General features: G+C 63.2%; 26 protein-coding genes. 25 read left to right on the top strand and 1 reads right to left on the bottom strand.

Translation table 11 applies throughout. The features are described from left to right. Window positions 1-8: 8 nt before the first annotated feature. The 3 genes from Q9451_RS26400 (at window position 9) to Q9451_RS26390 (ending at window position 2,325) form a co-directional block, all read left to right on the top strand. The gene (locus tag Q9451_RS26400) at window positions 9-872 is read left to right on the top strand and encodes a universal stress protein (RefSeq protein WP_019043457.1); all 864 of its coding nucleotides are present in this window, start codon (window positions 9-11) and stop codon (window positions 870-872) included. Window positions 873-1,113: 241 nt separating this feature from the next. Continuing rightward, on the top strand, window positions 1,114-2,025 hold the full coding sequence (locus tag Q9451_RS26395) for a LysR substrate-binding domain-containing protein (protein ID WP_023083103.1): 912 nt from the start codon (window positions 1,114-1,116) through the stop codon (window positions 2,023-2,025). Window positions 2,026-2,058: 33 nt separating this feature from the next. Continuing rightward, a complete protein-coding gene (locus Q9451_RS26390; protein ID WP_024570447.1) occupies window positions 2,059-2,325 on the top strand; it encodes an EexN family lipoprotein in 267 nt (88 codons plus the stop codon). Here the strand turns inward: Q9451_RS26390 and Q9451_RS26385 are convergent. After that, window positions 2,292-2,471, bottom strand: coding sequence for a hypothetical protein (locus Q9451_RS26385; RefSeq protein ID WP_060446475.1), 180 nt, complete (start codon window positions 2,469-2,471; stop codon window positions 2,292-2,294). The two genes, Q9451_RS26390 and Q9451_RS26385, sit on opposite strands and share 34 nt — an antisense overlap. Before the next feature lie 89 nt (window positions 2,472-2,560). On the opposite strand from Q9451_RS26385, the gene Q9451_RS26380 reads away from it, so the two are divergent. From Q9451_RS26380 to Q9451_RS26275, 22 genes are all read left to right on the top strand, one after another. Then, window positions 2,561-4,567, top strand: coding sequence for a conjugal transfer protein TraG (locus Q9451_RS26380; RefSeq protein ID WP_019043460.1), 2,007 nt, complete (start codon window positions 2,561-2,563; stop codon window positions 4,565-4,567). After that, window positions 4,564-5,052: a hypothetical protein gene (locus Q9451_RS26375; RefSeq protein ID WP_023083102.1), complete on the top strand. Its 489-nt coding sequence runs from the start codon at window positions 4,564-4,566 to the stop codon at window positions 5,050-5,052. Before Q9451_RS26380 ends, Q9451_RS26375 begins: the two co-directional genes overlap by 4 nt. After that, window positions 5,049-6,119: a P-type conjugative transfer ATPase TrbB gene (trbB, locus tag Q9451_RS26370; protein ID WP_019043462.1), complete on the top strand. Its 1,071-nt coding sequence runs from the start codon at window positions 5,049-5,051 to the stop codon at window positions 6,117-6,119. Before Q9451_RS26375 ends, trbB begins: the two co-directional genes overlap by 4 nt. After that, window positions 6,116-6,508 (top strand): TrbC/VirB2 family protein, encoded by a 393-nt coding sequence (locus Q9451_RS26365; protein WP_019043463.1) that lies wholly within the window; start codon window positions 6,116-6,118, stop codon window positions 6,506-6,508. The genes trbB and Q9451_RS26365 overlap by 4 nt, the downstream gene beginning before the upstream one ends. Beyond that, the gene (locus Q9451_RS26360) at window positions 6,505-6,774 is read left to right on the top strand and encodes a VirB3 family type IV secretion system protein (RefSeq protein WP_019043464.1); all 270 of its coding nucleotides are present in this window, start codon (window positions 6,505-6,507) and stop codon (window positions 6,772-6,774) included. Before Q9451_RS26365 ends, Q9451_RS26360 begins: the two co-directional genes overlap by 4 nt. Window positions 6,775-6,786: 12 nt before the next feature. Beyond that, complete coding sequence (gene trbE / locus Q9451_RS26355; RefSeq protein WP_019043465.1) at window positions 6,787-9,237, top strand: conjugal transfer protein TrbE; 2,451 nt, start codon at window positions 6,787-6,789, stop codon at window positions 9,235-9,237. Continuing rightward, on the top strand, window positions 9,234-9,977 hold the full coding sequence (gene trbJ / locus Q9451_RS26350; protein WP_023083101.1) for a P-type conjugative transfer protein TrbJ: 744 nt from the start codon (window positions 9,234-9,236) through the stop codon (window positions 9,975-9,977). The genes trbE and trbJ overlap by 4 nt, the downstream gene beginning before the upstream one ends. Window positions 9,978-9,989: 12 nt before the next feature. Continuing rightward, entirely contained in the window at window positions 9,990-10,304 is a 315-nt protein-coding gene (locus Q9451_RS26345) for a hypothetical protein (RefSeq protein WP_023083100.1), read from the top strand. Continuing rightward, on the top strand, window positions 10,301-11,689 hold the full coding sequence (gene trbL, locus Q9451_RS26340; RefSeq protein ID WP_019043468.1) for a P-type conjugative transfer protein TrbL: 1,389 nt from the start codon (window positions 10,301-10,303) through the stop codon (window positions 11,687-11,689). Before Q9451_RS26345 ends, trbL begins: the two co-directional genes overlap by 4 nt. A gap of 17 nt (window positions 11,690-11,706) precedes the next feature. Further along, entirely contained in the window at window positions 11,707-12,411 is a 705-nt protein-coding gene (trbF, locus tag Q9451_RS26335; protein WP_060446476.1) for a conjugal transfer protein TrbF, read from the top strand. Next, complete coding sequence (gene trbG / locus Q9451_RS26330) at window positions 12,408-13,412, top strand: P-type conjugative transfer protein TrbG (RefSeq protein WP_023083099.1); 1,005 nt, start codon at window positions 12,408-12,410, stop codon at window positions 13,410-13,412. The genes trbF and trbG overlap by 4 nt, the downstream gene beginning before the upstream one ends. Window positions 13,413-13,414: 2 nt before the next feature. Further along, window positions 13,415-14,692 carry a TrbI/VirB10 family protein gene (locus Q9451_RS26325; RefSeq protein ID WP_019043471.1) on the top strand — a complete coding sequence of 426 codons (1,278 nt, stop codon included), beginning with the start codon at window positions 13,415-13,417 and terminating at the stop codon, window positions 14,690-14,692. Continuing rightward, complete coding sequence (locus Q9451_RS26320; protein ID WP_019043472.1) at window positions 14,689-14,934, top strand: DUF2274 domain-containing protein; 246 nt, start codon at window positions 14,689-14,691, stop codon at window positions 14,932-14,934. The genes Q9451_RS26325 and Q9451_RS26320 overlap by 4 nt, the downstream gene beginning before the upstream one ends. Before the next feature lie 512 nt (window positions 14,935-15,446). Continuing rightward, window positions 15,447-16,655: an alanine transaminase gene (gene alaC / locus Q9451_RS26315; RefSeq protein WP_012270562.1), complete on the top strand. Its 1,209-nt coding sequence runs from the start codon at window positions 15,447-15,449 to the stop codon at window positions 16,653-16,655. Between the two features lie 113 nt (window positions 16,656-16,768). Continuing rightward, on the top strand, window positions 16,769-17,896 hold the full coding sequence (locus tag Q9451_RS26310; protein ID WP_012270563.1) for a hypothetical protein: 1,128 nt from the start codon (window positions 16,769-16,771) through the stop codon (window positions 17,894-17,896). 126 nt (window positions 17,897-18,022) lie between these two features. Continuing rightward, entirely contained in the window at window positions 18,023-18,406 is a 384-nt protein-coding gene (locus tag Q9451_RS26305) for a YkgJ family cysteine cluster protein (protein ID WP_012270564.1), read from the top strand. Between the two features lie 180 nt (window positions 18,407-18,586). After that, window positions 18,587-19,150, top strand: coding sequence for a GNAT family N-acetyltransferase (locus Q9451_RS26300; RefSeq protein WP_012270565.1), 564 nt, complete (start codon window positions 18,587-18,589; stop codon window positions 19,148-19,150). A 56-nt stretch (window positions 19,151-19,206) separates the two neighbouring features. Then, on the top strand, window positions 19,207-19,734 hold the full coding sequence (locus Q9451_RS26295) for a sigma-70 family RNA polymerase sigma factor (RefSeq protein WP_012270566.1): 528 nt from the start codon (window positions 19,207-19,209) through the stop codon (window positions 19,732-19,734). Next, on the top strand, window positions 19,731-20,702 hold the full coding sequence (locus Q9451_RS26290) for a FecR domain-containing protein (protein ID WP_012270567.1): 972 nt from the start codon (window positions 19,731-19,733) through the stop codon (window positions 20,700-20,702). The genes Q9451_RS26295 and Q9451_RS26290 overlap by 4 nt, the downstream gene beginning before the upstream one ends. Before the next feature lie 76 nt (window positions 20,703-20,778). Further along, window positions 20,779-23,304: a TonB-dependent receptor gene (locus Q9451_RS26285; RefSeq protein ID WP_012270568.1), complete on the top strand. Its 2,526-nt coding sequence runs from the start codon at window positions 20,779-20,781 to the stop codon at window positions 23,302-23,304. A gap of 66 nt (window positions 23,305-23,370) precedes the next feature. After that, window positions 23,371-23,910, top strand: a complete 540-nt coding sequence (locus Q9451_RS26280; RefSeq protein ID WP_012270569.1) for a hypothetical protein — start codon at window positions 23,371-23,373, stop codon at window positions 23,908-23,910. Between the two features lie 20 nt (window positions 23,911-23,930). After that, window positions 23,931-24,317: a lysozyme inhibitor LprI family protein gene (locus Q9451_RS26275; protein WP_012270570.1), complete on the top strand. Its 387-nt coding sequence runs from the start codon at window positions 23,931-23,933 to the stop codon at window positions 24,315-24,317. The last annotated feature ends 24 nt before the right edge of the window (window positions 24,318-24,341 follow it).

The raw sequence follows: 24,341 nt of genomic DNA, 5'->3' as shown, positions 1-24,341 counted from the left end.
AGCAAATCATGAAAAACGAAAATAAAGTGCTTGCTTGCGTCGATCAATCACGCTACGCGGTTCATGTGGCCGACTGCGCTGCCTGGGCGGCACGCCGTATTGATGCTCCGCTGGAGCTTCTGCACGTGATCGACAGCCATCCCGAGCGGGCAACGGATGACGATCACAGCGGCGCAATCGGTATCGACGCTCAAGAGAGTCTGTTGGCACATCTGTCTGCAGAAGATGAAGCACACGCCAAGAGCGCGAGGGAGCAAGGCCGGTTGTTTTTGAACCGACTGCGCGAACGCGCAATCTTGGCAGGTGCAGCCCGTGTCGATGTGCGACAGCGCCACGGTTCTCTGGAAGATACGTTAATTGAGCAAGCGCAAGGCTTGCGTTTGCTGGCGTTGGGGCGAAGAGGCAAAGGGGCCAGAACGCACGAAAATGAGCTAGGCCATCACGTCGAAAACATTATTCGCGCTTTAAAGCTTCCGATTCTTACTGTAAGTGAAGAATTCAAGCCTCCTGAGCGCGTCATGATCGCTTTTGATGGCGGCACTGCAATTCGGCGTGGCATGGAGATGTTGTCCAGCAGCCCTTTGCTGCGAGGCTTGCCCATCAGAATTTTGATGTCTGGAAATCAATTTGGCGGTCAAGCCAAATCGCTTGAATGGGCGAAGCAAACTCTGTCGAGAGCGAGCTCTGAAGTGACCGCTTCGCTAGTGCCCGGAGATGCCGGAGCAGTGGTCGAAAAGGCAGTGAAAGAACAGGAAATTGACCTGCTCATTATGGGGGCATTCAGTCACTCGCCACTGCGCGCTCTTCTGTTCGGAAGCAAGACGGCTGAATTACTGCGTTCGTCACACATTCCAATTCTTCTACTGCGTTAAGTCTTGATCAACGCCACTAATTGGCTGTCAGGTTTGAGCCAAACCGATCACCGTCAACCGGCAATACATCTGGATGGGAAGTTTGAAGCGAACTAGTTGATCTGCGCTGCATAAGGCGATTTGTCCCGCTGATAACAACCTGTCCTTTTAGAAGTTTTCAACACATTGGCGGTTCATGACGAGAGTTTGTTGAAAGGCGCGCGTGAGCGGTGGCCACGCGCCTATGGACAGGGAGATTCCTATGGAATTGCGTCATCTACGCTGCTTCTTGGCCGTCGCAGAAGAACTGCACTTCGCACGCGCCGCTGAAAAACTACACATCGAGCAATCGCCGTTATCGCGCACCATTAAAGAACTAGAAGCTGATGTCGGCGAGCAGCTATTCATCCGTACTAGCCGCAGCACTCGATTGACACGGGCAGGGAAGCTTTTCCTCGAGCATGTTCCTCGCATCTTCACGGCCTTACAGCAGGCTCGCGATAGCGTTAAGGCAGCGGCCAATGGCTTTCATGGGCAACTGCGCATCGCTCTGTCTGACGGCATCACGCCTTCACGTTTACCGACGTTACTCGCGCTATGTCGGCAGGAGGAACCCGAAGTCGATTTGCGCCTTTTCGAGGTGCCGCTTTCTCAACAGATCAAGGGGCTACATGACGATCTATACGATGTTGGGTTTGCGCAGTGGAACAAAGTCGGCCAAGGTATCGTAGCCGAGGCGGCGTGGCGTGATGCGTTAATGGTGGCAGTGCCTGCGCGGCATCCATTGCTCAGGTACAAGCGCATTCCGCTTGAAGAGGTTCTGCGTCATCCACTAGTGCTTTGTGATCCTTCGATTTGCGAAGGGCATGCCCGGCAGGTTGACGGCATGCTTCAGCGAGCAGGCCTGGAACCGCTGATTGCAGAACGTGTTGCGTCCTTCGACCTAATGATGGCGCTAGTGGCAGCAGGCTTTGCCTTGGGTTTAGCCGGAGCGCCACATATCACAGGTAGCCGCGAACCCGGCGTAGTCGCCCGTTCGCTGGCAGGGCGAACTCCCATGCTCGTTACGTATGTGCTGTACCGCGAGGACGAGTTCACCGAATCGGTGACACGATTCAAACAGCGCGTCCACGCAATCGACTCTCCCGAAGGGACGGAAAAACCCACGTTTTAAACCCTATCTGCGAGAGGATGTCGGATCATGATTTTGAAGCTGATTGCCCCGTTCTTGCTGGTTGCTGCAATCACCGCCTGCGGCCCATCCGAGCCGTCGAACCAGGAAGCTATTGTGCCGACCGTCGAAGAGCTGGCCGCCGATCCCGAGCGCTTGAAGGAACTGCGCCTCCAGTGCAAGACCGAGCGCCCGACGATGGGCGACGTGCTGTGCAACCGGGTGGCCGAAGCGACGAACAAGCGCTTCTTCGGCGACGGCAAGGTGCCTTACACGCCATCGGAAACGCCGCCGAAGTTCTGACCGTTGGCGGCTTGCCGCATATCCTGTTTTTCTTTCTTAACACGCCGCAGCGCGCTCATGCCTGCGGCGTTTTTATTGGCTTTGTCCCTGCATGAAACCATGCTTTCTGCATCACCTTGCTGCCGATAACGGTCTTTGACCGGCACTGAACCGACACCGATCCTGACGTCTGCGGCACGCCTTCGTGCCGCGTTTTCCACGGGGAATCAGCGCAGGAGAAATCGGAGGCCAAGGTATGCAGGCTCAAGGTGTGTTGTTCGGGCAGATCGCCGCCGTGTTCGGCATCGTGATCGCCGGTGTGTGGGTTGCCACGCAATGGACAGCCGCAGCCTTGGGCTACCAACTACGCCTGGGCTCGCCCTGGTTCGACTTCCACGGCAAGCCGGTCTATTACCCGTGGAAGCTTTTCGAGTGGTGGTTCTTCTTCGATGCCTACGCGCCGCAGGTCTTCGACACCGGCGGCATGATCGCGGCAAGCAGCGGCCTGCTGGCCGTGGCGGTCGCCATCGCCATGTCGGTGTGGCGCTCGCGCCAGGCGCGCAAAGTGACGACCTATGGCTCGGCCCGCTGGGCCGATGCCGCCGACATTCGCAAGGCCGGGCTGACGCAGCCTGCTGGCGTCTTTCTCGGCCAGCATGACGGCCACTACCTGCGGCACGAAGGGCCGGAACACGTCCTGACCTTTGCGCCGACGCGCTCCGGCAAGGGCGTGGGCCTGGTGGTGCCGACGCTGCTGTCCTGGCCGGCATCCGCCGTCATCCATGACATAAAGGGTGAGAACTGGCAGATCACCGCTGGCTGGCGCAGTCGATTCAGCCACTGCCTGCTGTTCAACCCGACCGATGCCAGTTCAGCGGCCTACAACCCGCTGCTGGAAGTAAGGCGCGGCGCGCATGAGGTACGCGACGTGCAGAACATCGCCGATATCCTGGTCGATCCCGAAGGCGCGCTGGAGAAACGCAACCACTGGGAAAAGACCAGCCACGCGCTGCTGGTCGGGGCGATCCTGCATGTGCTGTACGCGGGGGAAGACAAGACGCTGCGCGGCGTCGCCAACTTCCTCAGTGATCCGGCCAGCCCGTTCGAGCTGACCTTGCACCGGATGATGACGACCAAGCACCTGGGCGGTGCCCAGCATCCCGTCGTTGCATCCGCTGCCCGCGAAGTGCTCAACAAGTCGGACAACGAGCGGTCGGGCGTGCTGTCCACCGCCATGTCGTTCCTTGGTCTGTACCGTGATCCGACCGTGGCGGAAGTCACTTCGCGCTGCGACTGGCGCATCGGCGACCTGATCGCAGCAGAGTATCCGGTATCGCTGTATCTGGTAGTGCCGCCTTCCGACATTTCGCGCACCAAGCCGCTGATCCGGCTGATCCTCAACCAGATCGGCCGGCGGCTCACCGAATCGCTCGATGGCAGTGACGGTATCGAGCGCCGGCACAAGCTGCTGCTGATGCTCGATGAGTTCCCGGCGCTTGGCCGTCTGGACTTCTTCGAGACGGCGCTGGCCTTCATGGCGGGCTACGGCATCCGCAGCTTTCTGATCGCGCAGTCGCTCAACCAGATCGACAAGGCGTACGGGCAGAACCATTCGATTCTGGACAACTGCCATGTGCGCGTGACCTTCGCCACCAACGACGAACGAACCGCCAAGCGTATTTCAGAAACTTTGGGCACCGCCACTGAGTTGCGCGCCCAGCGCAACTACGCAGGCCACCGGCTTGCACCGTGGCTGGGGCACCTGATGGTGTCACGCCAGGAAACCGCACGTCCGCTGCTGACGCCGGGCGAAGTGATGCAACTACCGACCGATGAAGCGGTGGTGATGGTGTCCAGCGTCGCACCGATCAAGGCGAAGAAGCTGCGCTACTTCGCCGACGCCAATTTCAAACAACGGGTATTGCCCCCGCCTGTAGTAACGGCTGGCCCCTACGCCGATGTACCGCCTGCACGACCTGACGATTGGAGCGGCCTGGCAATACCCGCGGTTCCTGCGGCACCGGCCACGGCATCCGCCGATGACCTGGAGGCCTTGGGCTCGACTGACGACGGCGGCCCACGCCGCCAGCCCGAACTGTCGGAAGCCATCGCCTATGCCCCCGAGATGGACGCCCCGACCAGCGATCTGTCGCTGCTCGATGACGACGACATGCCCCCGGTGCTTCCCGACCAGCTCGACCCCGCACTGCAACGCACGGCGCGACTGGCTTCTCTCGACCCCAACGACGGAATCAACCTATGAGCCAATACCGATTGAACCTGTTCATTCAGCACGAGCACGCCAAGCGCCTGGACGAGCTAGCCACGAAGAAAGGCGTCTCGAAGTCCAGCATCGTCGCCGCTGCCTTGGCGTCCTGGCTGTCGCCCGATGCTGGCGACCAGCGTGAGGCCGCCATCGCCAAGCGGCTGGATCGTCTGTCGCGGCAGGCCGAGCGTCTGGAGCGTGACCAGAACATCCAGATCGAAACGCTGGCGCTGTTCATCCGCTACTACCTGACCGTCAGTACGCCGGTGCCCGAAGCCCATCAGGATGCGGCTCGCGCTCAGGGCAAGGCTCGTTTCGAGCAGTTCGTCGAACAGTTGGGTCGGCACCTGATGCGTGGCCGCAGCCTGGTGCGCGACGTGGTGGAAGAACTGCACCCCCAAGGTCGTGAGTTCGGCATGCGCATGGACGACGCGGCGGCGTTGGCCGAAGCCCATCAACGCACAGCGGAGCGTGCGTCATGAGTGCCGTTCCACAGACCCCGCCCGATCCACGCTCATCCGCTGAGGCGTCCCAGGATCGCCGCATCCAGATGCTGCGCACGGCGATGGGGCCGGTGATCGCTGCTGCGCTGGAAGACCCGGACGTTGTGGAGGTGATGCTTAACCCCGACCGGACATTGTGGGTGGATCGGCTGTCCTCTGGCCGTGCGCCGCTCGGCGTCGAACTGCCCGAGGCCGATGGCGAACGCATCATCCGCCTGGTGGCCGCCCACGTCGGTGCGGAGGTACATCGCGGCCAACCGCTCTTGACTGCCGAGCTGCCGGAGACGGGCGAACGCTTCGAGGGCATCTTGCCGCCCGCTGCACCTGGCCCGGCCTTTGCGCTGCGCAAGCGTGCCGTGAGCATCATCGGTCTGGATCGCTATGTGGCCGAAGGCATCCTGACTGCTGGGCAGGCCGAGTTTCTGCGTCACGCCGTGCGCGAGCGGCACAACATCCTAATCGCCGGAGGCACCAGTACCGGCAAGACCACGCTGGCCAATGCCTTGCTGGCCGAGATCGCCGCCACCGGCGACCGCGTACTGGTGCTCGAAGACACCATCGAACTGCAATGCGCTGCCCGTGACCATGTGCCGCTGCGCACCCGCGCAGGCGTGGTGTCGATGCAAGAGCTGGTGCGCGCCACGATGCGGCTGCGCCCGGATCGCGTGATCGTCGGCGAAGTGCGCGGCGGCGAAGCGCTGGATCTGGTGAAGGTCTGGGGCACTGGCCACCCCGGTGGCATCGCCACCATCCATGCCGGCTCCGCCTTGGGTGCGCTGCTGCGCCTGGAACAACTGATCCTCGAAGTGGCGGTGCATCCGCCCCGCGCCCTGATCGCCGAGGCGGTCAATGTCGTGATCCACATCGCAGGCCGTGGACGCAAGCGCCACGTCGAAACCATTTCTCGCGTCGTCGGTTTCGACGGCGAGGGCTACCGCCTGGCGGATGCGCTGGAAGCACCGTTCTCCGAGCTTCCGCCGGTTCCTCTTGCAGCCGCTGCCGCTGCGCCTTCCTCGATCCCTGACCAACCTGGAGAACTGCCATGACGCAGATGCACGTTCCTGCTTTCCGCTTTTCCGTAAATCCGCTTTCCCACCTGTCCAGCCTGGCACGACTGCGTAGCCTGGCCCGCCCCGCACGGCAAGGGCTGCTGCTGGCAGCGCTGCTGCTGTTCCTGGCCGGAACCGCGCAGGCGGCCGGTTCCTCGATGCCGTGGGAAGGCCCGCTGCAATCCATTTTGGAGTCGATCCAGGGGCCGGTGGCTCGCATCGTCGCGGTCATCATCATTATTGCGACGGGCCTGGCGCTGGCCTTCGGTGATACCAGCGGTGGCTTCCGCAAGCTGATTCAGATCGTCTTCGGCCTGTCCATCGCCTTCGCGGCTTCGAGCTTCTTCCTGTCGTTCTTTAGCTTCTCCGGCGGGGCCGTCGTATGAGCACGGCCACCGATCTTCCGGGGTTTGAAGTGCCGCTGCATCGCTCACTGACCGAGCCGATCCTGCTGGGCGGTGCGCCGCGCACCGTAGCGATCGCCAACGGCACGCTAGCCGCCGCCGTCGGGCTGGGCCTGCAACTGTGGATTCCCGGCGTGGTGATGTGGATCGTCGGCCATTCGCTGGCGGTTTGGGGGGCGCGTGTCGATCCGCAGTTCATGCAGGTCTTCGCCCGGCACATCAAACACAAGCCGCTGCTGGACGCATAGGGAGAAGCCGACATGCTGAACCTTGCCGAATACCGCCAGCGGCCAGCGCTCTTGGCCGACTGGTTGCCTTGGGCCGGGCTGATCGCGACGGGCGTGGTACTGAACAAGGATGGCTCGTTCCAGCGCACGGCACGCTTTCGCGGGCCGGATCTGGACAGCGCCACGCAAGGCGAACTAATAGCTACATCAGCGCGGCTGAACAACGCACTGCGCCGGCTTGGTTCGGGCTGGGCCTTGTTCATCGAAGCCGAGCGCCGCCCGGCAGCAGGCTATCCACGCTCCGAATTCCCGGAGCCGTTGTCATGGCTGGTGGATGAAGAACGCCGCGCGGCCTTCGAGGAATCCGGCCAGCATTTTGAGAGTGCCTATCACTTCACACTTGCCTATCTTCCACCAGAAGAGTCCCGCGCCCGCGCCGCCAAAATGCTCTATGAGAACCCGCCAGGCGATGGCGTGGACTGGCGTGGGCGGCTGGAAGCCTTCGTGGCGGAAACGGATCGCGTGTTCGACTTGCTCGACGGCGTGATGCCGGAAATCGCCTGGCTCGATGACAGCCAGACACTGAGCTACCTGCACGCCACGGTGTCCATGCGGCGCTACCGCGTCGGTGTGCCCGACGTGCCGTTCCATATCGACGCACTGTTGGCCGACTGCGCCCTGGTCGGTGGTCTGGCGCCCATGCTGGGCGACCAGCACCTGCGCGTGGTGTCGGTGCGAGGCTTTCCGACTTCGACGTGGCCAGGGATTCTGGACGACCTCAACCGCCTGGGCTTTGGCTACCGCTGGAGCACGCGCTTTTTGTGCCTGGACAAAGCTGAGGCGGAAAAAGAACTCGGCCGCCTGCGCCGCCAGTGGTTTGCCAAACGCAAGAACGTCGTCGCGCTGTTGCGCGAAACGATCTTCCAGCAGGAAAGCCCGCTGGTCGATACCGATGCTAGCAACAAGGCGGCCGACGCCGATGCCGCCTTGCAGGAACTGGGCAGCGATCAAGTCGCTTTCGGCTACCTCACCGTCACTGTGACGGTGCTCGATGCCGACCCGGCCGTAGCCGACGAGAAGCTGCGCATGGTGGAGCGCGTCATCCAGGGCCGGGGCTTCGTGACCATCCCCGAGACCCTCAATGCAGTCGATGCCTGGCTGTCGTCCATCCCTGGCAATGCCTATGCCAACGTGCGTCAGCCCATCGTCTCGACGCTGAACCTGGCGCACATGATGCCGCTGTCAGCGGTGTGGGCCGGGCCGGAGAAGAACGCGCATCTGGATGGCCCGCCGTTGATCGTCACCCGCACCGATGGCGCGACGCCTTTTCGCTTGGTCACGCACATCGGCGACGTGGGCCACACGCTGGTCGCCGGGCCGACCGGCATGGGCAAGTCGGTCTTGCTCGCTACGCTGGCGATGCAGTTTCGCCGCTATCCCGGCTCGCGCATCTTCGCCTTCGATATGGGCCGCTCCATGCGTGCCACAATCCTCGGGCTGGGCGGCGAGCATTACGACCTAGGCAATGACGGGGCGATTGCTTTCCAGCCATTGGCCCGCATCGACCAGGAGGGCTACCGCACCTGGGCCGCCGAATGGGTGGAAGGCCGCCTGCTGCATGAAGGTGTCTCCATTGGCCCGGACGAGAAGGCCGCGATCTGGTCGGCACTCGGCAGCCTCGCCGGCGCGCCGGTGGAGCAGCGCACGCTGACGGGCCTCTCGGTGCTGCTGCAATCGAACGCACTGCGCCAGGCGCTCGCGCCCTATGTGCTGGGTGGTGCCCACGGCAAGCTGCTGGACGCCGATTCTGATCGGCTGGGTTCCGGCAGCGTGCAGGGCTTCGAGATGGAAGAGCTGATGCACAGCAAGGCGGCAGTGCTGGCCGTGCTGGGCTACCTGTTCGCCCGCTTCGATGAACGCTTCGACGGCGCGCCCACGCTGTTGATCCTCGATGAAGCCTGGCTGTTCCTCGATGATCCGGTGTTCGCTGCCCGCATCCGCCAGTGGCTCAAAACGCTGCGCAAGAAGAACGTCAGCGTCATCTTCGCCACGCAGTCGCTGGCCGACATCAAGGATTCAAGTATTGCACCGGCAGTGATCGAAAGCTGCGCCAGCCGGATTTTTCTCCCTAACCCACAGGCGACCGAGCCTCAGATCCGCACGATCTACGAGGGCTTCGGCCTCAACAGCCGCCAGATCGAGATCGTGGCGACCGCGCAGCCCAAGCGTGACTACTACTACCAATCGCGCCTGGGCAATCGCCTGTTCGACCTCGACCTGGGGCCAGCAACTTTGGCCTTCGCCGGGGCATCCACTCCGCAAGACCAACGCGACATGGATCGCGTGCTGCTGGACGCAGGCACACCGGGCTTCGCCGGTGCCTGGCTGCGTCATCGTGGCCTCGATTGGGCCGCTGATCTGCTGCCGTCCTCGCCGGCGGCAGCGTCCTTCCTCGCTTCTCAACCCCAGGAGGTTTCACCATGAAAACCCAACCCCGTTTGCGGTCCGTCTCGCTCGCCGCCGTGCTGTCGGCATCGCTGCTGGCCGTGCAGCCTGCATCCGCGCTGACGGTGTTCGACCCGTCCAACTTCGTGCAGAACACGCTGACCGCCGTGCGCACGCTGGAGCAGATCAATAATCAGATCAACCAGCTTCAGAACGAAGCGCAGATGCTGATGAACCAGGCGCGCAATCTGACGAATCTGGACTTCAACATCGTCAATCGCCTGCGCTCGACGCTGGCGACCACCGAGCGGCTGATCGCCGAGGCTCGCGGCCTGGCCTACGACGTGCAGAGCATGGATGCCACCTTCGCCCGGCTGTACCCGGAGCAGTACGCCGCGACCGTCAGCGGCGACCAGATGCTGCGCGACGCGCAGGAACGCTGGAAGAACACCTTGAACGGCCTGCATACCGCGATGCGGATGCAGGCGCAGGTGTCGCAGAACCTGGCGCAAGACGAAAGCGCGCTGTCCGACCTGGTCAGCCAGAGTCAGTCCGCCACCGGCGCACTGCAAGCCATGCAGGCGACCAATCAGCTTCTGGCCTTGCAGGCCAAGCAGTCGATCCAGGCGCAGCAGCTCCAGATCACGCAGGAACGCGCCGCCGCGCTGGAACTGGCACGCCAAGCAGCGGCTGTCGAACGCGGCCGGGAAGTGACGCGCCGCTTCCTAGGCGACGGCACGCCATACACGCCGCAGCGCGTGGATTTCTACGGCAACTGACGGGAGACGGCCATGCGATGCGTTTCCTTGCTGCTGCCCGTGCTGCTGGTCGCTTGCAGCCAGCAGCCGACCGAAGACCTGGCCGCAGCCTTGGCTGCCAATCCCGCGCGGCTCAAGGTTTTGCGTGCGCAGTGTGCAGCCGACCGGGCTACGGCAGGCGAAGACGCTTGCCTGGCTGCGGCTGAAGCCTTCCGGCGGCGCTTCTTCGCCGGTGAAACCGGGCCTGACGAGTTCCACACGCTGGCCGATCTGCCGCCGATCCCACCGAGCTTCGACACACCCATCAGTGACCAGGACGCCATGCCCTTCGAGGGGGACGTGCCATGAATGACGTGACAGTGATCGACCGATTCCTCGCTACCTTCTCGCGCTACATCGACTCGGGCTTTGGGCTGCTGCAGGGCGAAGTCGCGTTCCTGACCGCCACGCTGATCGTCATCGACATGACCATCGCTGGGCTGTACTGGGCGATGAGCCACGCCACCGGCCAGGGCGATGACTTGATCGCAAAACTGCTGCGCAAGGTGCTTTACGTCGGCGCCTTCGCCTACATCATCAACAACTTCAACTGGCTGGCCAGCATCGTCTTCCGCTCGTTCGCGGGCCTGGGCCTAACGGCCAGCGGCTCGACGATGAGCATGGGCGAATTTCTGCAACCGGGCCGCCTGGCCAAGACCGGCATCGACGCGGCAGCGCCGATTCTTGAGCAGATCAGCGACATGGCGGGCTTCCCCGAGGTGTTCGTGAACATGACGCCCATCGTGGTCATGTTCCTGGCCTGGGCCGTGGTGATCCTGTGCTTCTTCGTGCTGGCGATCCAGCTTTTCATCACGTTGATCGAGTTCAAGCTGACCACGCTGGCGGGCTTCGTGCTGGTGCCTTTCGCCTTGTGGAACAAGACCTCGTTCCTCGCCGAAAAGGTGCTGGGCAACGTGGTGTCCTCGGGCATCAAGGTGCTGGTGCTGGCCGTCATCGTTGGCATCGGCTCGGGCCTGTTTGCCGAGTTCCAAGTGCATCCGGCCGAGCCGTCCATCGACCATGCGGTGGTCATCATGCTGGCCTCGCTCACGCTGCTGGCGTTGGGGATCTTCGGGCCGGGCATTGCCACCGGGCTGGTATCCGGTGCACCGCAGCTTGGCGCAGGCGCGATGGCTGGTGCTGCGATTGGTGCCGCAGGCGCGGCGGTTGCCGTAGGTGCCGCAGCCACCGGCGTGGGCGGTGCTGTGATGGCCGGTGCGCGCATGGCACCGGCTGCCGCCAAGCTCGCCGGGTCTGGTGCGCGGGCTGCAACCTCGGCGGCTGGCAGCGCGAAGTCGGCTTTCCAGGCCGGTTCCGCCGCTGCGGGCGGCGGAGCCAAGGGCGCGATGGCCGGGCTGGGCAGTGTTGCCAAGGGCGGCGCACAGGCCGCTGGCCAGCGCGCTGGTGCTGGCATCAAGGCAGCAGCGGCCAAGGCTGCAGCGCCATTCAAAGCAGGCTGGCAAGGCTCTGGTGCCGATGGCGGCTCAGGCGGTGGCACTGCGGGGCCAGCCGCCGCAGGCGATGCCGCTGGCAACACAGCCAACGCGCAAAAACAAGAGCAGCCCGGTTGGGCCAAAAACCTGCAACGCCGCCAACGACTCATCCAGGCCACCACTACGGCCGCGCACACGCTGCGCGGTGGCGACGGCGGCGGTTCGGGCCAAGGCCCGAGCCTGCGGGATTCCGATAGCTGACTTTCAAGGAGAACTCCATGCGATTCAAAAGACCGCAGGTGCGCTATGCCGATACGCCGCAGCCTGCCACTCCGTATCAAGCCGCTGCCCAGGTGTGGGACGAGCGCATCGGCTCGGCCCGCGTGCAGGCCAAGAACTGGCGGCTGATGGCCTTCGGCTGCCTGGTGCTCGCATTGCTGATGGCCGGCGGCCTGGTGTGGCGCTCGGCCCAATCCATCGTCACGCCCTATGTCATCGAGGTCGATCAGTCCGGCCAGGTGCGCACCGTGGGCGAAGCGGCCACGCCGTATCGGCTCACCGATGCGCAGACGGCACACCACATCGCGCGCTTCGTGACGCTGGTGCGCTCGCTGTCCATTGACCCCATCGTCGTGCGCCAGAACTGGCTCGATGCTTACGACTACACCACCGATCGTGGCGCGGCGGTGCTCAACGACTATGCGCGGGTGAATGACCCGTTTGCCCGCATCGGCAAGGAATCGGTGACGGTGCAGATCACCAGTGTGGTTCGCGCCAGCGAGGCGTCGTTCAACGTGCGCTGGACAGAGCGCCGCTACGTCAATGGCGCGGCGACCGGGCTGGAGCGATGGACGGCGGTGGTGTCCATCGTGCAGCAGACCCCGCGCACCGAAGAACGCCTGCGCCGCAACCCGCTGGGCATCTACGTCAATGGCTTGTCGTGGAGCCGTGAACTGGATTCTTCTGAAGGAGCCAAACCATGAATGCACGTTTCCGTAAAACCGCATTGCCGGTGATCCTGCTGGCATCGACTGTCCTGTTTGCGGGCTGCGCCACGCAGGGCAAGCCGCCGCCGGTGATCTCGCTCGATGAGCCGGTGCAGGCTCAGCCATTGCCCGAGCCGCCCACGCCCATCGAAGTGGTGGCAGTGCCCGAACCGTTGGCATTGCCCGGACAGTTGAAACCGCTGCCGGACGTTGATGCGACCCCGGCTTCACCGGAGCCTGCCGACGAGAAGGTGCGCGTTTCGCGTGCCAATGCCGAGGCGCGCATTGCGCCGACCCGTGAGGGCTACGTCAATGCGATCCAGGTCTGGCCCTTCACTGACGGCGCGCTGTATCAGGTCTATGCGTCCGTGGGCCGCGTGACCGTGATCGCGCTCCAGCCCGGCGAGGAACTGGTGACGGTCGCTGCGGGCGATACCGTGCGCTGGATCGTGGGCGACACCTCCAGCGGCAGCGGGGCCGATCTGCGCGTCAATGTGCTGGTCAAGCCTATCCGTTCCGGGTTGAAGACCAATCTGGTCATCACCACCAGCCGCAGGACGTACCTGCTGGAACTGACTTCGACCGACAAGGCATGGATGGCGTCCGTGTCCTGGGACTATCCCAAGGATCGAATGCTGGCCTTGCAGCGCCAGGCCCAAGCCGCCAACGCTGCCGCGCCGGTCGATGCAGGCTTGTCGCTGGAGAACATCCGGTTTCGCTATGCAATCAGCGGCAGCAATCCACCGTGGAAGCCGCTGCGCGCCTTCGACGATGGCGAGAAGGTCTATATCCAGTTTCCTGCAGGCATCGCCCAGGGCGAGCTGCCGCCGCTGTTTGTCATCGGCGCGCAGGGCCATGGGCAACTGGTGAACTACCGCTTCCGCTCGCCGTACTACATCGTGGATCGGCTGTTCGGTGCGGCCGAACTGCGCCTAGGGGCCGACAAGGGCGACGTGGTGCGCATCGAGCGCACGGATGGCATTGCTGGGAGGAACTGAGCATGAGCCAGGACGATACCCCCGACCTTGACGCGCCGCAGGCGGACAAGGTGGCACCCGAGGCGGTGGCGCTGCGCGCCCAACCGCGCCCGGTCACGCGCCTGAACCGGCGCACGCTGGCCATCCTCTCCGGCGGGCTGTCGGTCGGCCTGATGGGCGCACTGATCTGGTCGCTGCAACCGCAGCAACGCAGCGCGAGCGAGTCTACCGAGCTGTACAACGTGGATCGCGTGTCCAAGTCGGAAGGGCTGGATGCGCTGCCGACGGACTATTCCAAGCTGCCAGCGCTGCCGCCCGACGTGCCGGAGCTCGGGCCACCGCTGCCGGGCGATTTAGGGCCAGCCATCGTCAATTCGCAGCAGCCAGTTGCCGCCACCTATGCCGCGCCCGGCTACGACCCCAACGATGCGCTACGCAAGGAAGAAGAAGCAGCGGCAGCTTCATCGGTGTTCTTCCGCACGGGTTCCCCGCAGGCTGCGCCCGTGGCGCAGTCGCAGGTCGCTGCCGCGGCAGGCTTCGCTGCCAATGCCGCTTTCGATCCGCTGGCCGCTGGCCCAGCCTCGACGGCGGCCCAGCCTGCTGATCCGACTGCCGTGCAGAACCGGCAAGACCAGAAAGAGGCGTTCCTGACAGGCGGCTCTAGGGAAACCCGTAACTCCGGCAACCTGCAAATGCCCGCATCGCCGTACCAAGTCATGGCAGGAACGGTGATCGCAGGTGCGCTGGTGACGGGCATCAAGTCAGACCTGCCGGGCGACGTGATCGCCACGGTGACGGAGCCGATCTACGACACGGCCACAGGCAAGTTCCTGCTGATCCCGCAGGGTTCGCGCATCCTGGGCAAGTACAACAGCCAGGTCAGCTACGGCCAGAGCCGCGTGCAGGTGGTGTGGAACCGCATCATCCTGCCGGACACGTCTTCGCTCACGCTCGACAACCTGATCGGCACCGACCCGGCGGGCTATGCCGGTCTGGAAGACGACGTGGACTGGCATTGGGATCGGATTTTTGCCGGTGCCGTGCTGACGACGCTGCTGGGCGTCGGTGCCGAACTGGCCGCACCCGAGAACCGCCAGGACGGTGATCGCGTCATCATCGCCGGGCGCGACAGCCTGCAGGACACGGTGAACCAAGTCGGCCAGGAAGTGACCCGGCGCAACCTCAACATCCAACCCACGCTGACCAGCCGTCCCGGCTTGCCAGTGCGCATCATCGTGAACCGCGATCTGGTGCTGCGGCCCTATCAGCCGCTGTTCTTCAACAAGGGGACTTCGCGATGAGCTCGACCAGGAAACTGCGGCTGGGGCCGCTGCCCAAGACCGAAAGCGTCAAGCTGACCTTCGCTTGCTCGGCCAGCTTGAAAGCCGATCTCGACCGCTACGCCGCGCTGCATGCGCAGGCGTATGGCGAGGCGGTCGATGCCTCGACGCTGATCCCGCACATGCTGGAGGCGTTCATGGCGGGGGATCGGGGATTCAGGAAAGGAAACGCCAACAAGTCCTTGCCGCCGAACCCAAGCTGAAGGTGCACCGGAACCAGATTGACCATCACTCGAACGCGCAGCCCAACGCTGCGCGTTCTTCGTTCTGGATAGGCTGCGAGGGAATGGGCTAAAGTGACCGAGCAGGCCTGCCAGTTCTTGGCAATCTCCATCGCTACAACGCGACTCGGCTTGCTTTCTACAGGCTCTTATGTGGCCCCCAGTCCACAACACCGCATCCCCTGCAAGCGGCATAAAACAGAGCTAACCTATTGCCCCATATATGGTTTCAAGCCTCCCGTGTTTTGCACGAAAGGCTTGACGCTGGCCATTTTTTATGGGTGTTTTCCAGTGTCGGCCTCTTCGCGGATGAACCAGAGGTCAGTCCTGAAACATAGATTTCGTATTTTCAAAAAATACGTCTGAAAAAATATATATAAACAGGAAATCTTCCTTTACAGATATCCTGTTTCGGCATTATCTTCTGATTCAGGCCGCCACATCGGCCAGCGTCGCTCGGACGGTTCCGGGCGCTTACGTACTCAGAGGAAGCCATGGCCATCCCAGGTTCGCCGCGCCGCTTTGCGCGCATCGATCGTCTCCCCCCTTACGTCTTCAACATCACTGCCGAACTCAAGATGGCTGCCCGCCGCCGTGGCGAGGACATCATCGACCTGAGCATGGGCAACCCCGATGGCGCCACCCCGCCGCACATCGTCGAGAAGCTGGTGCAGGTTGCCCAGCGTGAAGACACCCACGGCTACTCCACCTCTCGTGGCATTCCGCGCCTGCGTCGGGCCATTTCCAACTGGTACAAGGAACGCTACGAGGTCGACATCGACCCGGAAAGCGAAGCCATTGTCACCATTGGCTCCAAAGAAGGCCTGGCCCACCTGATGCTGGCCACCCTTGACCAGGGCGACACGGTGCTGGTGCCCAACCCCAGCTACCCGATCCACATCTACGGTGCGGTCATTGCCGGCGCTCAGGTGCGTTCGGTACCACTGGTGCCGGGTGTGGACTTCTTCAACGAACTCGAACGGGCCATCCGCGAGTCGATTCCCAAGCCGAAGATGATGATTCTCGGTTTCCCGTCCAACCCCACCGCCCAGTGCGTGGAGCTGGACTTCTTCGAGCGCGTGGTGGCCCTGGCCAAGCAGTACAACGTGCTGGTGGTACACGACCTGGCTTACGCCGACATCGTCTACGACGGTTGGAAGGCCCCGTCGATCATGCAGGTGCCTGGTGCCAAGGACATTGCGGTGGAATTCTTCACCCTGTCCAAGAGCTACAACATGGCAGGCTGGCGGATCGGCTTCATGGTCGGCAACCCCGAATTGGTCAACGCCCTGGCGCGGATCAAGAGTTACCACGACTACGGCACCTTCACCCCGCTGCAGGTGGCAGCCATCGCTGCGTTGGAAGGCGACCAGCAGTGTGTACGCGACATTGCCGAGCAGTACCGCCAGCGCCGCAACCTGTTGGTGAAAGGTCTGCACGAGCTGGGCTGGATGGTCGAGAACCCCAAGGCATCGATGTATGTGTGGGCGAAGATCCCCGAGCAATACGCGCACCTGGGTTCGCTGGAGTTTTCCAAGAAGCTGCTGGCCGAGGCCAAGGTCTGCGTCTCGCCGGGGATCGGCTTTGGTGACTATGGCGATGACCATGTGCGCTTCGCCCTGATCGAGAACCAGGACCGTATTCGCCAGGCCATTCGCGGGATCCGGCAGATGTTCCGGGCTGACGGGCTGACCAACAAGTAATTTTCAGGGGGCCGCTTTGCGGCCCCCTTTCTTCAGGTGAGAGCTTTCCGCCTGCATTCCATCGATCTGCCTACCTATCTTCAGCACTCATTTCTCACCACAGAGATCTACGAATGAGTGTCTTCACCGCCTATTTCTGCGGCACCGGCTCCCACCGCTTCGACGATACCAACCCCAACTTCTGGAACGGCGAGCTGGTCTCGACCCTGGCCAGCAACGACCAGGGCCGCGAATTCGCCCACTGGATCGCCGTAGACGGCCCTGGCAGCGGCAACCTGCAGGATGACAACCTGTTCGTCGAGCCCGGCGGCTACTTCAACTGGACGGGCCAGCTGTTCGGACGCGGCTGGGAAGAGAACGTCAACCATGTGCTGCAGGTGATTAGAGGGGAGAGCAGCTGGCAGCGCACCAAACTCAGCGAAGAGGATTACGAGCGGCTGAAGAGCGCCGGCGTACCCATCCCGGACCCTTCCTCCACAGCCTCCTGGTTCTGGCGCACTTACGACTACGGCGAGCGCCACCCAACCCCGCAGGAACTGCAAGAGCGCATCATCAGCATGTTCCGCAAACCACGCATTCCAACCCAGGTCAACCTGGTCGGCTGGAGCAGGGGAGGAATCAGTTGCCACATGCTGGCCAATGCCATGGCGCAAGACCCTGTACTGCGCGCCATCCCGGTGAACATATTTGCCATCGACCCGGTGCCTGGGGTCGGCAATGTGCAAACCGAGCGCGTCACTTTGGCTGATAACGTCAAAGAGTACGTCGGCTTCTACTCGCGGGATGAACGGTCCAAAGGGTTTGCCTGCGTGATCCCGTCAATTGCCAGTGGCACGCGGATCTGCGTTTACCCGATGCCGGGGCGCCATGCCACGCTGGTGGGTAATGCATCCGGCGATGGTGCGAGCGACGGCAAAGTGCTCAAGGAACCGGGGCTGATCGTTCGCCATCTCGCCGAAGTCTGCCTGACCCGTTGGGGTGTTCAGCTGGGCAAGCGGCTGGCCTTGAACGACACGCAACTGATGGCGTACCACCAGGCCATGGCCGCTGCCGAGGGGCAGTACCAAGCCATGCGAAGTAAGTCGTACACCGTACTGACCGAGGGTGACAAGCACGACCGGTTGGTACATTGCGGCGAGACCCGCACGGGTTTCAGCAAGGTGTGTGGTGATGACTACGATCCGATCGAGGGCCTAGCCCTGCAGCGTTGGGATACCACGACCTACAAGGCACTGCGATAAATGAAACGGGCGGCCGGATCAGTGGCAATTTTTTTTGCAGGCGCCCTCTATCCAGCCGCCCCGGATTCGATTGAAAATGGCGCAGCGGGCCAGCCCCGATAACAACAACCTTCCCTCCGTGACATCATGTCTGAATATAACCCTTGCCTTGACTGCGGCGCCTGCTGCGGGTACTTCCGTGTGTCCTTCTTCTGGGGCGAATGCCAGTCTGCCGGGGGCGTTGTGCCGGATGACCTGGTGGTGCAGATCAACCCCACCCGCGTTGCCATGATCGGCACCGATGCCAAGCCATGCCGCTGCGTCAGCCTTGATGGCGAGATCGGCAAGGAAGTGGCTTGTACCATTTATGCCAACCGTTCCAGCCCTTGCCGTGAGTTCGAGGCGTCGTGGGAAGGCGGGGTGCACAACCCAAGCTGCGACGATGCACGGGCGGCGTATGGGCTGCCACCGCTCACGCCGCCAGGGGCCAACGAGCCGCATTGGCCGGATGATGGCGCTGAGGTGGCCTGATACTGCAAGGTTGCCAGTAACGGCTGGCATGTGCATGTCGGAACGTTTGCGGGGATTTTGAAATCGAGCGCCGCCCGCGCGACGCTCGATCTCTGCATCACCAAAAGACCCAAGCCATGCCCATCCACCCCCGCATGTAGTTAAACTGTCATCTCCCCAGCAATGGACAGGAGATCCGGCGTGACCCCACCCCGCAGTTTCCCCAGTGACCTCTGCCTCGACAGCCCGCGCCTGCAATTGCGCCCCATGCGCCATGCCGATGCCGCGCAGTGGCTGGCGATCATGGCCGACCCCGAGGTCATGCGTTATTGGCACCATGCCCCCTGGCAAGACCTGGCCGAGGCCGAAAGCGCTCTGGCCGCAGACCGTGAAGCCTATGCCAATGGCGACCAGCTCAAGCTCGGCATGTACCGCCGTGACAACGGCGAGCTGATCGGCATGGTCCAGCTGTTCAACATCGATGACGTCTCCCGCCGTGGCGAAATCGGCTATTGCCTGGCCAGCGCGGTGCAGGGCAGGGGCTACATGGACGAAGCATTGACTTGCTTCATCGACTACCTTGCCCACACCCTGCACATGCGCCGCCTTGAAGGCGAAATCGACCCGCGCAACCAGGGCTCGGCCCGCACCCTGGAGCGCCAGGGCTTCGTGCTCGAAGGCACCCTGCGGGCGCGCTGGTGCGTGGCCGGCGAGCTGTCCGACTCGGGTATCTACGGCTTGTTGCTCGAACCACCTGTTGCATAGTCTTACGGCGAATAGCTACTATTCGGGAACAATTCTCACTTGTGTCCCGGTGCCCCATGCCCGTAGCCGACTCACCGAGCCCGTACCCGCTCGAACAGCTGTACAGCGAGCACCACGGCTGGCTGTTCAGCTGGCTGCGGCGCAAGCTGCGCTGTTCGCATAGCGCAGCCGACCTTGCCCAGGACACCTTCGTGCGTATCCTGGCCTCGCGCGATGCCCTGCTGGGCATGCGCGAGCCTCGCGCCTACCTCAGTACCACCGCGCGCCGCCTGCTGATTGACCAGGCCCGTCGGCGGCAGATCGAAGAGGCCTATCTCAGCGAGCTGGCCCTGACTGCCGAGTTGCTGGAAGGGCATCAGCCCCCCGAAAACATCCTCATCACGCTCGAGGCGCTGGAACAGATCGCCTTCCTGCTTGAAGGCCTGCATGTAAACGCACGCGAAGCATTCGTGGGTTACTACCTGGACGAGCTGACCCAGCCACAGATCGCCCAGCGCCTGCAGATTTCCCCGCGTATGGTGCGCAAGTACCTGGCCCAAGCCCTGATTCATTGCCACCGCACGCTGGACATTGCCGCACCGTGAACCCGTCCCGTATCGAGCAGGAGGCCGCCGAGTGGGCCCTGTGCCTGGGGGAGGGCGAACTGGGTGCCACCGAGGCGCGTGAGTTCGAGGCCTGGCTGCAGGCCGACCCGCGCCACGGTGCGACCTTGCGGCGCATGCAAGGGGTGATCAGCCAGATGCATGCCCTGCGCCAGCAACGCGGGCCGGTTGGCGCAGGGTTACGCGCCGGCATGCAGCCCTCGGCGCCACGCTCGGTGGCGCGGCGCACCTTGCTCGGCCTGGTGCTGGCGGGTTCGTTGCTGGGCACCTTGCCGCTTGCCGGTGTGTCGCCACGAGACTGGCTAGCCGACCTGCACACCGCGCCGGCCGAGTGGCACAGTCAAACCCTGAGCGATGGCTCGCAACTGACTTTGGCGGGCAATTCCGCCGTGGATGTCGAGTTCAGTGCTGGCGAGCGGCGTATCCGCCTGCTGCACGGCCAGGTACTGGTGGATGTCAGCCATGACCCGGCGCGGCCGTTCGTGGTGCAAACCGACGAGGGCAGCTTCAAGGCCTTGGGTACTCGCTTCGTGGTCGGCCAAGGGCGCGAACGCAGCGAGCTGACCATGCTCGAATCCCGTGTCGAGGCGCGCAGTGCCGTGTCCGGCGATCAACTGGTCGCGGGGCGCGGTGAGCGGGCCTGGGTGGCACGCGACGGGCTTGGCCCGCTGCCGGCTATCGATCCGGCACGTGTGGACCAAGCCTGGCAGCGTCACCAATTGGTGGCCGAAGGCGTGCCGCTCGATCAGGTGTTGGACGCGTTGTCGCAGCAAAGGCGCGGCGTGCTGCGCTTCGACCGCCAGGCAATGCAGGCCATCAAGGTGTCGGCGGTACTGCCGCTGGATGACAGCGAACGCGCCCTGAGACTGCTGGCCGAAGCGCTGCCGATTCGCATCGGTGGTTTTGGTCGCTGGTGGACCACGGTCGAGCCAGCGCCGCGAGAAAATTGATCAAGGTGGTTCCGCTTCTGTGCGCTGGCCCGTCAAACAAGAGGCCAACCGATCAAGAACAAGGAGCCGATCCACCATGCGCCGATTTCCTGGCCACCCCGTCCTCAGCCCGCTAGCCCTGGCCTTGCGCCTGTCCTGCGCCGGGCTGGTCTTCTCCGTTGCGGCCTTGCCGGCCGTGGCCGAGGAGGCCGCCCGCCGTAGCTTCGATGTGCCTGCCGGCAACCTGGCCGAGGCCCTTGGCAGCTATGCCCAGCAAGCCGCCGTGTCGCTGGCCTTCACCCCCGAAGCGCTGGCCGGTTTGCAAAGCAATGGCCTGCATGGCCTGTATTCGGTGGACAGCGGTTTTGCCGTGCTGCTGGCTGGCAGCGGCTACCGGGTGGCACGCAGCGACAACGGCTACCGGCTGGTGGCAGAGCCGCTGGTGGCCGTGAGTGGTGACGCGCTGGAACTGGGCGTGACCACCGTGGCCGGGCAGGGCATGGGCGAGAGTACCGAGAACACCGGCTCGTATGCGCCAGGCTTGATCAGCGTCGGCTCCAAGAGCCCCACCAGCCTGCGCCAGACGCCGCAATCGGTGTCGACGGTGACCCGCCAACTGATCGAAGACCAGCAACTGACCGACATCAACCAGGCGATGAAAGTAACGCCGGGCATCGTCACCCAGAGCACCACCTTCCGTACCCAGGACTTCCTTTCACGCGGTTTCAGCATCCAGAACCTGCAGATCGACGGCGCTGCGCCGCAGGCGTTGGGCACCGCCATGGGCTCGTTCTACTCGTCGAACATCTTCGAGTTGGCCGAGTTCGACCACATCGAAGTGCTGCGAGGTACCGCTGCACTGTATGGCGGCTCGGGTGACCCGGGCGGCATCATCAACATGGTGCGCAAGCGGCCCACCGTCTACAACCAGCTCAAGCTGACCCTGTCGGCCGGCAGTTGGGACAACTATCGCCAGGAGTTCGACCTGTCCGGCCCGCTGGGCTGGGATGGCCGCCTACGTGGGCGCTTGGTGATGTCCAATACCGACCGACAGTACTTCACCGACAACCGCGCCACCGAGCGGCCGCTGGTGTATGGCGTGCTTGAGGCGGACGTTACCGACGACACCATGCTTACCTTCGGCGCCCGTTACAACAAGTCCCACGAAACCGGCAGCAACAGCGCGGTGCCGCGCTATAGCAACGGTGCTGATCTGAACCTGCCGCGGCACACTGGCCTGACCAAGAACTGGGCCTACCTGGATGCCACCGCGCGCGAGTACTTCGCCAAGGTAGACCACCGCTTCAACGACGATTGGAAGCTCAATCTCAGTTACACCAACACTTGGGACCTCGGGCTGTTCAAGACCGCCACCACCCTGAACGCGGTGGACCCGGTGACCAATACCGGCGCGACCTGGTACGGCACGTCGACCCGCCAGGAGAACGAGCAGCACCTGTACGACGCTAACGTGTCCGGGCACTTCCAGGCCTTTGGCCTGGACCACGAAGTGGTTTTCGGGGCCGACTACCAGAAGATCGACAGCCGTTGGCTGGGCACCGCCCCCTACGCTGCATCGGGCTCGCCGGCCAACGTGTTCGACCCCGACAGCTCGGCGTTCGACGACCCTGGCAACGGGCGTGACTACAAACGTGACTACAGCCCCAATTCGCAACGCCAGTATGGTTTGTATGGCAGCCTGCGCCTGCAACTGGCCGAGCCGCTGCACCTGATCGTCGGGGCGCGTGCCCAGCGCTTCCACTTCTGGCAGACCTACACCAATGCCTTGACCACTAATGTGTCCAGGACCAGCCCCGAGCAGCGCATTGGCACCAAGGTCACGCCGTTCGGTGGCCTGGTGTACGACCTGGACGATCAATGGTCGGCCTATGCCAGCTATTCGGAGATCTACCGGCCGCAGTCCAGCAAGATCAGCGGCCCCGCCGAAACCGGTACGGCGCTTGAGCCTATGACCGGAAAAACCTACGAGACCGGCCTAAAGGGCGAGTTGTTCAATGGTGCGCTCAATGCCAGCGTGGCGCTGTACTACACCACCCGCGAAAACGAAGCGGTCCAGGACCCGAACTTCCCGGCGAGTTTCGCCGGCTTCTCCGGTAGCTGCTGCTATGTGCCCAACGGCAAGGTCGTGAGCAAGGGCATCGACATGGAGCTGTCCGGCGAGCTGTTGCCTGACTGGATGCTGGTGGGTGGCTACACCTTCAACCTCAACCGTAACCGCAGCTCCGACGCCCCGCTGAGCACGGTAATGCCCAAGCACCTGTTCAAGCTGTACACCACTTACCGCCTACCGGGCCTCTTCAGCGACTTCAAAGTGGGTGGAGGTGTGCAGGTGCAAAGCGCTACCTACGCCACTGGTGAAGTCAACCGCTACGACAGCAGCGGCAAGCTGGTGCAACAGAATGTGCCCTTCGATTTCGACCAGAGCGGCTACGCCATCTGGAACGCCCTGGTCGAATACCGTGTCGACGACCATTGGAACGTCACGCTCAACGGCAACAACCTGTTCGACAAGAAGTACTACGAAACCGTGGGTACTTCGACCTACGGTAATTACTATGGCGAGCCACGCAACTTCATGGTGACCCTGCGCGGCACTTATTGAAGGTTTGGAAGCGGGGCAGGGCCTGAGTTAAGGTCGTAGGCTGTCCCGCTTCCCCAGGTATGTCCCTTGCCCGTTTTCTACTTGAGCATCAGCCTGCTGCTGTATCTGCTCGCCCTGTTTTTCGATGGCGCGCTGCTGAGCGGCGAGCGCCACATGCCGGCCTTGCAGATGCTGCTGTACGGGCCATGGGGCATGCCCTTCGGTTTGTACCAATGGTTCGCCAACCCGCTGCTGGCCCTGGCGGTTCTTGCCCACCGACGGTTCCGCAGGCTGGCCTTGCTGGCAGGGCTGGCTGCTGTCTACCTGGCCGCCAGCAGTTTCGGAATTGACCGCTTGCCGGACAACCAGAGCTACGCGTTTCATGAGCGGGTCGGCTTTGGCGCCGGTTTCTACCTGTGGCTGGCGGCAATGGGGGTGTTCTGCCTGGGCCAGGCCTGGCATTGCTGGAAGGCGCGCAGCGCCGACGACATGCCGGGCTGGAATTGGCTCGATGTGGCGTTGATTGCGGCGCTGGCCGTTGCGCTCTACTGGGCAACGCAGATACCGTCGCTGCGCTTCGAGCCGGGCAAGGTGTTGATGCCGCCAGAACAGCCGCAGTCGCTTTGATTCCCACAAGGAGGGTTAGCATGATCAAGCATTACCTGGCAGGCCTGGCACTGGCCTGCGTGCTGCCGCTGGCCGTGGCAGAAGATTATACGGCGGCCTACGGGCAATGCATGGACAAGGCTTCCAGCACGGTGGCCATGAGCGCGTGCATCAACGCTGAAACGCAAGTACAGGACCAGCGCCTGAACCGGGTGTACAAGCAATTGATGGGCAAGCTGGAGGCCGGGCAGCAGAAGAACCTGCGGGAGGTACAACGCAAGTGGATGGCCTACCGCGATGGCAATTGCCAGTTCCATGTGCAGGCCAGTGGCGGGACCCTGGCGCAGCTCGAAGGCGGTACCTGCGTAATGAGCATGACCCGCGACCGGGCTGCGGAGCTGGAACGGGTGCTCAGCCCGGGGCAATGAGGTGGCCTGCACCGGCCTCTTCGC

Source organism: Pseudomonas sp. NY8896 (genome assembly GCF_039634505.1).
Note: the sequence above shows the minus strand (reverse complement) of the source record. Positions and strands in the feature narration are given on the sequence as shown.

Coding starts and splice junctions, on each gene's coding strand:
- Q9451_RS26400 (WP_019043457.1), top strand. CDS start 9: ATGAAAAACGAAAATAAAGTGCTTGCTTGCGTCGATCAATCACGCTAC.
- Q9451_RS26395 (WP_023083103.1), top strand. CDS start 1,114: ATGGAATTGCGTCATCTACGCTGCTTCTTGGCCGTCGCAGAAGAACTG.
- Q9451_RS26380 (WP_019043460.1), top strand. CDS start 2,561: ATGCAGGCTCAAGGTGTGTTGTTCGGGCAGATCGCCGCCGTGTTCGGC.
- Q9451_RS26375 (WP_023083102.1), top strand. CDS start 4,564: ATGAGCCAATACCGATTGAACCTGTTCATTCAGCACGAGCACGCCAAG.
- trbB (WP_019043462.1), top strand. CDS start 5,049: ATGAGTGCCGTTCCACAGACCCCGCCCGATCCACGCTCATCCGCTGAG.
- Q9451_RS26365 (WP_019043463.1), top strand. CDS start 6,116: ATGACGCAGATGCACGTTCCTGCTTTCCGCTTTTCCGTAAATCCGCTT.
- Q9451_RS26360 (WP_019043464.1), top strand. CDS start 6,505: ATGAGCACGGCCACCGATCTTCCGGGGTTTGAAGTGCCGCTGCATCGC.
- trbE (WP_019043465.1), top strand. CDS start 6,787: ATGCTGAACCTTGCCGAATACCGCCAGCGGCCAGCGCTCTTGGCCGAC.
- trbJ (WP_023083101.1), top strand. CDS start 9,234: ATGAAAACCCAACCCCGTTTGCGGTCCGTCTCGCTCGCCGCCGTGCTG.
- Q9451_RS26345 (WP_023083100.1), top strand. CDS start 9,990: ATGCGATGCGTTTCCTTGCTGCTGCCCGTGCTGCTGGTCGCTTGCAGC.
- trbL (WP_019043468.1), top strand. CDS start 10,301: ATGAATGACGTGACAGTGATCGACCGATTCCTCGCTACCTTCTCGCGC.
- trbF (WP_060446476.1), top strand. CDS start 11,707: ATGCGATTCAAAAGACCGCAGGTGCGCTATGCCGATACGCCGCAGCCT.
- trbG (WP_023083099.1), top strand. CDS start 12,408: ATGAATGCACGTTTCCGTAAAACCGCATTGCCGGTGATCCTGCTGGCA.
- Q9451_RS26325 (WP_019043471.1), top strand. CDS start 13,415: ATGAGCCAGGACGATACCCCCGACCTTGACGCGCCGCAGGCGGACAAG.
- Q9451_RS26320 (WP_019043472.1), top strand. CDS start 14,689: ATGAGCTCGACCAGGAAACTGCGGCTGGGGCCGCTGCCCAAGACCGAA.
- alaC (WP_012270562.1), top strand. CDS start 15,447: ATGGCCATCCCAGGTTCGCCGCGCCGCTTTGCGCGCATCGATCGTCTC.
- Q9451_RS26310 (WP_012270563.1), top strand. CDS start 16,769: ATGAGTGTCTTCACCGCCTATTTCTGCGGCACCGGCTCCCACCGCTTC.
- Q9451_RS26305 (WP_012270564.1), top strand. CDS start 18,023: ATGTCTGAATATAACCCTTGCCTTGACTGCGGCGCCTGCTGCGGGTAC.
- Q9451_RS26295 (WP_012270566.1), top strand. CDS start 19,207: ATGCCCGTAGCCGACTCACCGAGCCCGTACCCGCTCGAACAGCTGTAC.
- Q9451_RS26285 (WP_012270568.1), top strand. CDS start 20,779: ATGCGCCGATTTCCTGGCCACCCCGTCCTCAGCCCGCTAGCCCTGGCC.
- Q9451_RS26275 (WP_012270570.1), top strand. CDS start 23,931: ATGATCAAGCATTACCTGGCAGGCCTGGCACTGGCCTGCGTGCTGCCG.